The following is a 10750-nucleotide window of genomic DNA, read 5'->3' on the forward strand; positions in this document are numbered from 1 at the left end:
GCCTTGTCCGACTCCACCGTGATCAGGCTCTGTTCCGCCTTGATCGTGTCGCCGGGAGCCACCAGCACTTCGATGACTTCGACTTCCTTGAAATCGCCGATGTCAGGTACCTTGATTTCCACCGTATTGCTCATGTCGTTCGGGCCTCAGGCGTATTGCGGGTTGGCTTTTTCGGGGTTGATGCCGTACTTCTTGATGGCCTCGGCCACCTTGGAAGCCGGAATGGCGCCTTCGTCCGCCAACGCCTTCAAGGCGGCGACGGCCACGAAGTGGCGATCGACCTCGAAATGCTCGCGCAGCTTGTAGCGAAAATCGGAACGGCCGAAACCATCCGTGCCCAGCACGCGATATTCGCGGCCCTTGGGGATGAACGGACGGATCTGGTCGGCGTACAGCTTCATGTAGTCGGTCGACGCGATGATCGGGCCTTCCGTCTTCGCCAGCTGCTCGGTGACATAGGCCACCCGCGGCTTCTTCTCCGCCGGGTGCAGCAGGTTGTGGCGATCGACGTCCTGCCCTTCGCGGCGCAGCAGCGTGAAGCTGGTCACGCTCCAGATGTCCGAAGCCACGCCCCAGTCCTTGTCCAGCAGGTCGGCGGCGGCCTCGACTTCGCGCAGGATGGTGCCCGAGCCCATCAGCTGCACGCGTTGCTTGCCCTTGCCCACCGTCTTCAGCTGGTACATGCCGCGCACGATGCCTTCCTCGTCGCCCGGCTTCAAGCCCGGGTGCGGGTAGTTCTCGTTCATCACGGTCAGGTAGTAATAGACGTTTTCCTGGTTCTCGACCATGCGGCGCAGGCCGTCCTGGATGATGACCGCCACTTCATGCGCGTACGTCGGATCGTAGGGCAGGCAGTTGGGGATGGTGGCCGCCATCAGGTGGCTGTGGCCGTCCTCGTGCTGCAGGCCTTCGCCGTTCAGCGTGGTGCGGCCCGCGGTGCCGCCGATCAGGAAGCCGCGCGCCTGCATGTCGCCGGCCAGCCAGGCCAGGTCGCCGATGCGCTGGAAACCGAACATCGAGTAGTACACGTAGAACGGCACCATGATGCGGTTGTTCGTGGAGTACGACGTCGCCGCCGCGATCCAGGAGCTCATCGCGCCCGCTTCGTTGATGCCTTCCTGCAGCAGCTGGCCGTCGGCCGCTTCCTTGTAGTACATCACCTGGTCCTTATCGACCGGGATGTACTTCTGGCCTTCCGGCGCATAAATGCCGATCTGGCGGAACAGGCCTTCCATGCCGAAGGTGCGCGACTCGTCGGCCAGGATGGGCACGACGCGCGGCGCCAGTTCCTTGTCGCGCAGGATCTGGTTCAGCGAACGCACGAAGGCCTGGGTGGTGGAGATCTCACGGCCTTCGGCGGTGGGCTCCAGTACCGGCTTGAAGGCTTCCAGCTTGGGCGCCTTGAGCTGCTCGTCGGCCTTGACGCGGCGCTTGGGCAGGTAGCCGCCCAGCGCCTTGCGGCGTTCGTGCAGGTACTTCATTTCCGGCGAATCCTCGGCGGGCTTGAAGAACGGCAGTTCTTCCAGCTTGTCGTCGGGGATGGGGATGCCGAAGCGGTCGCGGAATTCACGCACGGCCGCCACGTCCAGCTTTTTCTGCTGGTGGGTGGGGTTCTTGGCCTGGCCGACCTGGCCCATGCCGTAGCCCTTGATGGTCTTGGCGAGGATGACGGTGGGCTGGCCCTTGTGGCTGGAGGCCGCCTCGAAAGCCGCGTACACCTTGTGCGGATCGTGGCCGCCGCGGTTCAGGCGCCACACGTCTTCGTCGCTCATGCGGGCGACCATCTCCAGCAGCTTGGGATGCTTGCCGAAGAACTTCTCGCGCACGAACTTGCCGTCGTTGGCCTTGTAGGCCTGGTATTCGCCGTCGACGGTCTCTTCCATCACGCGGCGCAGGATACCTTCCTTGTCATGCGCCAGCAGCGGATCCCAGTAGCCGCCCCAGATCAGCTTGATGACATTCCAGCCGCTGCCGCGGAAGTCGCCTTCCAGTTCCTGGATGATCTTGCCGTTGCCGCGCACCGGGCCGTCCAGGCGCTGCAGGTTGCAGTTGATGACGAAGATCAGGTTGTCCAGCTTTTCGCGAGCCGCCAGGGCGATCGCGCCCAGCGATTCCGGCTCGTCCATTTCGCCGTCGCCGCAGAATACCCACACCTTGCGGTTGGCGGTGTTGGCCAGGCCGCGCGCGTGCAGATACTTCAGGAAGCGCGCCTGATAGATCGCGGTGATGGGGCCCAGGCCCATCGATACCGTCGGGAACTGCCAGAACTCCGGCATCAGCTTGGGATGCGGATACGAGGACAGGCCCTTGCCGTCCACTTCCTGGCGGAAATGATTCAATTGTTCTTCGGTCAGCCGGCCTTCCAGGAAGGCGCGCGCGTACACGCCGGGCGACGAATGGCCCTGGAAGTACACCAGGTCGCCGCCGTGGTCTTCGCTTTCCGCGTGCCAGAAGTGGTTCTGGCCGGTGCCTATCATGGTGGCCAGCGAGGCGAACGACGCGATGTGGCCGCCCAGGTCGCCGCCGTCCGGGGGCGAATGGCGGTTGGCGCGCACCACCATGGCCATGGCGTTCCAGCGCACATAGGCGCGGATGCGCGATTCCAGCTCCAGGTTGCCCGGATGCGCCGGCTCCAGGCCGGGCGGAATCGTGTTCACATAAGCGGTGTTGGGCGAATAGGGAATATGCGCACCGGAACGACGAGCCTCATCGATCAGGCGTTCCAGCAGATAGTGGGCGCGTTCCGGGCCTTCGCGGTCGAGCACCGCCGCCAGCGCTTCGAGCCACTCCTGGGTCTCCAGGGTGTCTTCGTCATTGGCAGCCGTTTGGGCGCCAGCCAGGGCGTTAGAGGACATCGTGTGTCTCCGAGCAGAGAGGGTTGTAGCCGTGCGCCTGTGCCGGCGCGAGGGGCACTGAAAACGCCCGCAGAAAACCGGCCTGCCGCGCGTTTTTCGCGCCAGACCGCTTGGCCAGGGCAACTTATGCGGCGCATTCTAGGAAACAAGATTACCGTGACGCAAGAGAAATTTCATGTTGCGGTACGGCATTTCATAATATGAAAACATCGCCAAGCGAAACAAGCGACTAAAATGTCTCAAGTTCCCGCGACACAGCCATGGCCAGCGTCCCCAAGTCGAATATTCCCACGCCGTTTCACGACCATGCCCGATTGCGCCGGCGCGGCCTTTATTGGCTGACGCCGGTCGTCGTACTCATACTCTATATATGTGTCATGGGCGTGTTCTTCTGGCTGCAGCGCATCCATGACGACAGCGTCATGTTCGTGACCATAGATCAGGAGATGCGGCAGCAGCGCCTGCTGTGGATCGTGCTGGCGCTGTCCTGCGTGATCATCATCAGCCTGCTCATGCTGTGGCGCTATACCCGCTTCCGCTCCCACGCCGAGGCCGCGCTGATCGCCGAAACCGGTTTTCGCCGCGCGATGGAGAATTCCATGTCCACCGGCATGCGGGTGCTCGACATGGAAGGCCGCATCGCCTACGTCAACCCGGCCTTCTGCCGGATGATAGGCTGGAACGAAGCCGACCTGATCGGCCGCAGCCCGCCCTTCCCCTATTGGGTCCCGGGGCGTCACGACCAGCATCAGCACACGCTGGACATCCTGCTGTCCGGCAAGACGCCCAGCAGCGGCCTGGAAGTGGAAGCGCAGCGTCGCGACGGCTCGCGCTTCACGGCGCGCATGTACGTCTCGCCGCTGCTGGATCCCAACGGCAACCAGATCGGCTGGATGACGTCGATGACGGACATCACCGAGCCCAAGCGCATCCGCGAGGCGCTGACCGCCGCGCACGAACGCTTCATGACGGTGCTGGAAGGCCTGGACGATGCGATTTCGGTGACCGCCGACACGCACGACGGCCTGGAGCTGCTGTTCGCCAACCGCACCTACCGCCGCGTGTTCGGCGCGCAGACCGGCGGCCACGACGAACTGCTGGCCGGCCGCCGCGGCCGCTTCACCGACGAATCGGTGGAAGTGTTCGCGCCCTCGGTGCAGCGCTGGTTCGAAGTGCATCACCGCATGCTGGCCTGGACCGACGGCCGCCGCGTGCGCCTGCAGGTGGCACGCGACATCACCGAGCGCCGCCAGCACGAAGAAGCCTCGCGCGTCCAGCAGGAAAAGATCCAGCTGACCAGCCGCCTGACCACCATGGGCGAGATGGCTTCGTCGCTGGCGCACGAACTGAATCAGCCGCTGACCGCCATCACCAACTACAGCATGGGCGCGGTCGCCCTGGTCAAGGCGGGCCACACCAATCCGCGCATGCTGCTGCCGGCGCTGGAAAAGGCCGCCGCGCAGGCCGAGCGCGCCGGCAAGATCATCAGCCGCATTCGCGAATTCGTGAAGCGCAGCGAACCGCGCCGCCAGCGCGTCGCCATCGCCGGCATTGTCGACAATGCCATCGGCTTCGCCGAGATCGACGCGCGCAAGCGCCGCATCCGCATCGAACGTTTCGTGCCGTCGAACGCGCCGGACGTGCTGGCCGATCCCATCCTGATCGAACAGGTGCTGCTGAATCTGCTGAAGAACGGCCTGGAGGCCATGGAGAACAGCGATTCCGATGAATTGAAGGTCGCCGTGATCCTGCACGAACAGCACATCGAAGTGGCCGTGGTGGACCGCGGCCACGGACTGGCCGATCCGGAAAGGCTGTTCGAACCATTTTTCAGCACCAAGGCCCAGGGTCTGGGCATGGGACTGAATATCTGCCGTACCATTATCGAGTCGCACCACGGCCGCCTCTGGGCGGATCCCAATCCCGCGGGCGGCACGATCTTCCGCTTCACCCTGCCCTGCGCGGCGCCGCAAGCGCAGTCGCAGAATGACCAGTCCGAGGAGCTTCACGCATGAACACCCCCAACCCGTCCAGCACGGTATTCATCGTCGACGACGACGAAGCGGTACGCGATTCGCTGCGCTGGCTGCTGGAAGCCAACGGCTATCGCGTGCGCTCCTACAGCAGCGCGGAGAGCTTCCTGGAAGACTACGACCCCAACCAGGTGGGCGTGCTGATCGCGGATGTCCGCATGCCCGGCATGAGCGGGCTGGAGCTGCAGGAACAGCTGATCGCCCGCAAGGCGCCGCTGCCCATCGTGTTCATCACCGGCCATGGCGACGTGCCGATGGCCGTGACGACCATGAAGAAAGGCGCGATCGACTTCCTGGAAAAGCCCTTCAACGAGTCGGATCTGCGCGAGATCGTCGCGCGCATGCTGGAACAGGCCACGCAGCGCGTGTCCAAATTCCAGGCGCAGCGCGACCATGAAGCCATGCTGGCCCGGCTCACGGCGCGCGAGCAGCAGGTGCTGGAACGCATCGTGGCCGGCCGTCTGAACAAGCAGATCGCGGACGATCTGGGCATCAGCATCAAGACCGTGGAGGCGCATCGCGCCAACATTATGGAAAAGCTTGAAGTCACCACCGTGGCCGACCTGATGAAGGTGGCCCTGGCCAAACCCGAGGCGCACGCATGACGGCAAGGATTATCGACGGTTCGGCGCTGTCCCAGCGCATACGCGACGAGGTCGCGTATCGCGTCACCGAACTGGCGAAACAGGGAGTGCGGCCGGGCCTGGCCGTGGTGCTGGTCGGCGAAAACCCGGCTTCGCAGGTGTACGTGCGCAATAAGGTCCTGGCCTGCGAAAAGGCGGGCCTGCATTCGGTGAAAGAGCAGTATCCCGCCACCATGAGCGAAGCCGAACTGCTGCAGCGGATCGCCGTGCTGAACGGGGATCCGACGATACACGGCATCCTGGTGCAGCTGCCGCTGCCGCCGCATATGGACGCGCACAAGGTGATCGAGGCGATCGCGCCCGAGAAGGACGTGGACGGCTTTCATATCACCAACGCGGGCCTGCTGATGACGGGCCAGCCCCTGTTCCGGCCGTGTACGCCTTACGGCGTGATGAAAATGCTGGAAAGCGAAGGCGTGGCGCTGCGCGGCGCCGAGGCTGTCATCGTCGGCGCCAGCAACATCGTCGGCAAGCCGATGGCCATGCTGCTGCTGGCCGCCGGCGCCACCGTGACGCTGTGCAATTCCAAGACGCGCGACCTGGCCGCGCATACGCGGCGCGCGGACATCCTCGTGGTCGCCACCGGCAAGGCCGGCATCGTCAAGGGCGACATGATCAAGCCGGGCGCCGTGGTCATCGACGTCGGCATCAATCGCGGCGAAGACGGCAAGCTGCGCGGCGACGTGGAGTTCGATAGCGCGGTCCAGGTCGCCGGCGCGATCACGCCCGTCCCGGGTGGCGTCGGCCCCATGACCATCGCGATGCTGCTGGTCAATACCGTCGAAGCCGCAGAACGCCTAGGCTAAGGTGCTCCCCTATCGGGGACGCCGCGGATCCGGCTCAGCCGGTCCGCGGGCGTCGCCCCCTTGAGGGGGAAGCGCGCAGCGCTTCGGGGGTGGGTACATCCTGCCGGGCGGCTCTTGCAACCTCGATGGCTCGTCTCCATCTAAACTGCGTCATCGTTGTCTTGGATCGAGCCGTCTATGAGCGCCAACCCGCTACTTGCCCCTGTTGAAGACCTGGTGGACTACGCCGCCGTCAAGCCCGAGCATATCGTGCCGGCGGTGGACACCTTGCTGGCCGCCGCGCGGCAGGCGGTGGACCAGGCGGCCGACCCTGCCCTGCCGGCGACCTGGGAAGCCATACTGGAGCCCTTGGACTCCACCTCCGAACGCCTGTGGCGCGCCTGGTCGGTGGCCGGGCATTTGAACGCGGTGGTGAACACGCCGGAACTGCGCGAGGCCTATAACGCCGCGCTGCCGAAAGTGACCGAGTTCTCCACCTGGGTCGGCCTGCACGAAGGCCTGTACAAGCAATACCAGCGCCTGCGCGCCGCCCCGGGATTCGCATCCTGGAGCCCGGTGCGCCAGCGCGTCATCGACCTGGCCTTGCGCGACTTCCGGCTCAGCGGCGTCGAACTACAGGGCGCGGACCGCGAACGCTATGCCGAAATCTCGGATCGCGAAGCGCAGACCTCGCAAAAATTCTCCGAAAACGTGCTCGACGCCATCGACGCCTGGTCGCTGCTGGTCGAAGATGAAACACGCCTGGATGGCGTGCCCGCCGACGTCAAGCAGGCCGCGCGGCAAGCCGCCGAGGCCGACGGCAAGACCGGCTGGAAGCTGACGCTGAAAATGCCCTGCTATCTTCCGGTCATGCAATATGCCCGCGACCGGTCGCTACGCGAAACGCTGTACCGGGCGTACGGAACAGTGGCCTCGGAACACGGCGACGGCAAGTTCGACAACTCGCCGCTGATCGAAGAGCTGCTTTCGCTGCGCGCGGAAGAATCACGCCTGCTGGGCTTCCGTAATTTCGCCGAGCTGCGCCTGCAGACCCGCATGGCGCGCGATGCCGAGCAGGTGGTCGGCTTCCTGCGCGACCTGGCCGGCCGTGCGCGTCCCTATGCCGAACGCGACCTGGCCCAGCTGCGCGAATACGCCCGGCAGGAGCTGGGCATGGACGACCTGCAGCCCTGGGACGTACCCTACGCTTCCGAGCGCCTGCGCGAATCGCGCTATGCCTACTCGGAAGACGACATCAAGCAATACTTCACCGAACCGCGCGTGCTGACGGGCTTGTTCGAAGTCATCGAAACCCTGTTCACGGTGCGCCTGCGGGAATTCCCCGTTTCGGCATGGCATGCGGACGTCCGCGGCGTGCGCGTGGAGCGCGCGAACGGCGAACTGGTCGGCTATCTCTATCTGGATCTGTACGCGCGGGCCGGCAAGCAAGGCGGCGCCTGGGTGGACAGCGAACGCAGCCGCCGCCTGGCCTCGGGCACCTTGCACACCCCGGTGGTCTACCTGACCTGCAATTTCTCGCGGCCGAATGGCGGCAAGGCGGCCTTGCTGACGCACGACGACGTCATCACGCTATTCCACGAAACCGGGCACGCGCTGCATGCCCTGCTGTCGGAAGTGGACGAACCCGGCGCGGCCGCCTTCGCCGCGGTGGAATGGGATGCCATCGAACTGCCGTCGCAATTCATGGAAAACTTCTGCTGGGAATGGCCCGTGGTGCAGCGCCTGTCGGCCCATGTGGATAGCGGCGAGCCGCTGCCGCGCGCGTTGTTCGACAAATTGCTGGCGGCGCGCAATTTCCAGAGCGGCATGCAAACGGTGCGGCAGATCGAGTTCGCGTTGTTCGACATGCTCCTGCACGACCGGCCGGAAGGCGCCAACATCCAGGCCGTGCTGGACTTGCTGGGCCAGGTTCGAAGCGAGGTCGCGGTGCTGACGCCACCGGCCTGGCACCGGATGCCGCACAGTTTTTCGCATCTGTTCGCGGGCGGCTATGGGGCGGGGTACTACAGCTATAAATGGGCCGAGGTGCTGTCGGCCGACGCCTATGAAGCCTTCGAGGAAGCGGCGCGCGGCGGCCCGCACGGCACGCTGGACGCAGCGACCGGGGAACGTTTCCGGCGTGAAGTCCTGGCCGTGGGCGGCGCCCGGCCGGCCGCCGACTCGTTCAAGGCCTTCCGCGGCCGCGAACCGCGCATCGACGCCCTGCTGCGCCATAGCGGCATGACCGCCCAACAGGAGTAAACCCATGTCCGCGGCCGATAGGATCAGCGCCCGCTTGCCGGATTCCACGCCGAAGTTCGGCACCTTCTTGCCGGACCCGGCCGTGGGGCGCGGCAGCCGCTCGCGTGCGGCGCCCTCCTTCGGACTACGCTTGCTGGCCTCGGCCGCCGCCCGGCTGCTGCTTGCCGCCACGATGCTGATCGCCGGCGCCGCGCACGCGGCCGGGCAGCCGGCCGTCTATGACATCCACGGCCACCTGCCCGACCTTAAGTTCACCTTGTCCGGCGCGCAGGGGCGCACGGTCAGCCAGGACGACGTCAAGGGCAAGACCGTCCTGCTGTTCTTCGGCTATGCCAGTTGCCCCGATGTCTGCCCCACCACCATGGCGCAGTTGGCCGATGTCATGAACCGGCTGGGCAAGGACGCGGACGCCGTGCGCATCCTGTTCGTCAGCGTCGATCCGCACCGCGATACCCCGGACGGATTGCAAGCTTATGTGAACGCCTTCAACAACAATGCCATCGGCCTTACCGGTACGGAACGACAGATCGCCAGCGTCGCGCGCCGCTACCGCGTCTCATACCAGATCGATAAGCCCAAGCCTGGCGCCGATCCAAATAGCTATAACGTCACGCATAGCCGCGGCGTTTATGTGTTCGATGGCGCCGGAGAAGCGCGGCTGCTGCTGTCCGACAGCAGCTCCAGCGACCAGATCGTTGATGCACTGCGGAAGCTGATCAGCGACGCGCGGCGTTAAAACAACAGGGCAATTTGTTGTTACATGACATCGACGGCCTGCCCCATTGGCCGCCGCTATCATGCCCCTGTTGCGTTTCCCCCTCACACGCGTATCGAAACGGAAGGAGCACGTATGGACATCATTATCATGATCATCGTGGGTTTCATCGTCGGGCTGATCGCGCGCGCGCTCATGCCAGGCGACCAATCCATGGGCCTTATCCTGACCACCATCCTGGGCATCGTGGGCGCCGTCGTGGCGGGATTCCTGGGTCGGACGCTGGGCTGGTATGCGCCGGGCGAACCGGCCGGATGGATCGCTTCCGTCGTCGGCGCCATCATCGTGCTGTTCGTGGTCGGCATGTTCACGCGCCGCCGCGCCTAGGCTGGTTAAAAGGCCGCCACAAAACTTGTCCGCCTTACGGCGGACAAGTTTTTGATCCAGACACCCCCAAGGCAAGCCCGTCTTGGGGGTGTTTGCTTTGGGGTGTTAATCCAGTGGACTATCAACCCATCGGCCTATCTCACTATCGGGCTATCGCCGGCGAAAGGCGTTGTCCACCGTTTCCTCCGGCGTGTCCATATCCGGGCCGCGCACGATGGGCTCGAACAGGCGATTGAAGACCAGGGTCTTGTACATCTCCTTCTGGTTGTCCTTGCTGATGATCGGGTTGTTGCCATCCGGATAATCCAGGTGGTATCTGGCCGGCTTGTCGAAGGTGAATATGTCGCCCGCGGCCGGCGCGCCGAACATCTGCGCACGCAGCCCCTTTGCTTCGATGATGGTGCCGCGTTCATCGTAGGGACGCGGCGCGGTTTTTTCACCGGTCAGCCGGTTCTCGACGATGTAGGACATCGCAAACCTGTCATCGCTCGTGTCTTCGCTCTTGACGAAATTCACCTTGAACGGCCCCGTCGCGTGGACATTGGTCTTGTCGCCATAGACGGCCGCGCACCCCTTGTTCCCGCCGTAGGCCCAGGCACCTTCGTAGATAGCCGCAAGATCCATATAGGGTTCGCCGGCTTCGAACGTCGCATCAATACTGGTGGGGTCGAACTGGCGCTCGATCCAGCTTTCGGCCCAGGCACGATCGCGCGGACGGCCCGCGCGCGCCTCGCGCGCCATCACCTGCTCGATCAGGCTTTCGTAATTGCCCGAATCCTTCAAACGCTGCACACCCGCATTCTTCAGATCGTCGAACAAGCCGGTTCTCTTGGCTTCGGCAACGATGAAGTCGAAGGTCGCCCGGCGGCCCCCCACCCGCTCCGCGGCTTCGGATAGCGGGCCCAGGGTGCGGTCCTTCAGCACGCGGCCGATGGCCGCGTTCAGTTCCGTATCCGCTCGCTTCAACAGCTTGACGTTGTTCTGCAGTTCGATGGTGTCCTTCAAATGCGCCAGGACGCGCGCATTCACTCCCCACAACAAAGGGTCGGCTTGCAAAGGGGCGGATAGT

Annotated in this window: 8 protein-coding genes and 1 pseudogene; 6 read left to right on the top strand and 3 right to left on the bottom strand. The window is 64.5% G+C overall.

The features are described 5' to 3' along the window. Together ACNA0R_RS11610 and aceE are read right to left on the bottom strand one after the other, a co-directional pair. A pseudogene (locus ACNA0R_RS11610) lies at positions 1–134 on the bottom strand (biotin/lipoyl-containing protein); the annotation flags it as partial. Between the two features lie 12 nt (positions 135–146). After that, entirely contained in the window at positions 147–2855 is a 2709-nt protein-coding gene (gene aceE, locus ACNA0R_RS11615) for a pyruvate dehydrogenase (acetyl-transferring), homodimeric type (RefSeq protein ID WP_415826160.1), read from the bottom strand. 260 nt (positions 2856–3115) lie between these two features. Here aceE and ACNA0R_RS11620 point away from each other — a divergent pair, with 260 nt between their 5' ends. The 6 genes from ACNA0R_RS11620 (at position 3116) to ACNA0R_RS11645 (ending at position 9681) form a co-directional block, all read left to right on the top strand. Continuing rightward, complete coding sequence (locus ACNA0R_RS11620; RefSeq protein WP_415826161.1) at positions 3116–4870, top strand: PAS domain-containing sensor histidine kinase; 1755 nt, start codon at positions 3116–3118, stop codon at positions 4868–4870. Continuing rightward, positions 4867–5493: a response regulator transcription factor gene (locus tag ACNA0R_RS11625; protein WP_415826162.1), complete on the top strand. Its 627-nt coding sequence runs from the start codon at positions 4867–4869 to the stop codon at positions 5491–5493. The genes ACNA0R_RS11620 and ACNA0R_RS11625 overlap by 4 nt, the downstream gene beginning before the upstream one ends. Beyond that, positions 5490–6338, top strand: a complete 849-nt coding sequence (folD, locus tag ACNA0R_RS11630) for a bifunctional methylenetetrahydrofolate dehydrogenase/methenyltetrahydrofolate cyclohydrolase FolD (protein WP_415826163.1) — start codon at positions 5490–5492, stop codon at positions 6336–6338. Before ACNA0R_RS11625 ends, folD begins: the two co-directional genes overlap by 4 nt. 177 nt (positions 6339–6515) lie before the next feature. Beyond that, on the top strand, positions 6516–8579 hold the full coding sequence (locus ACNA0R_RS11635) for a M3 family metallopeptidase (RefSeq protein WP_415826164.1): 2064 nt from the start codon (positions 6516–6518) through the stop codon (positions 8577–8579). Positions 8580–8751: 172 nt separating this feature from the next. Further along, entirely contained in the window at positions 8752–9315 is a 564-nt protein-coding gene (locus ACNA0R_RS11640) for an SCO family protein (protein WP_415826399.1), read from the top strand. Between the two features lie 114 nt (positions 9316–9429). Further along, the gene (locus ACNA0R_RS11645; protein WP_415826165.1) at positions 9430–9681 is read left to right on the top strand and encodes a GlsB/YeaQ/YmgE family stress response membrane protein; all 252 of its coding nucleotides are present in this window, start codon (positions 9430–9432) and stop codon (positions 9679–9681) included. A 150-nt stretch (positions 9682–9831) separates the two neighbouring features. On the opposite strand, the gene ACNA0R_RS11650 is transcribed toward ACNA0R_RS11645, so the two are convergent. Then, positions 9832–10710: a hypothetical protein gene (locus tag ACNA0R_RS11650; protein ID WP_415826166.1), complete on the bottom strand. Its 879-nt coding sequence runs from the start codon at positions 10708–10710 to the stop codon at positions 9832–9834. Positions 10711–10750: the final 40 nt, after the last annotated feature.

Source organism: Bordetella sputigena (genome assembly GCF_965137885.1).
GTDB classification, from domain to species: Bacteria; Pseudomonadota; Gammaproteobacteria; order Burkholderiales; family Burkholderiaceae_B; genus Bordetella_C; species Bordetella_C sputigena.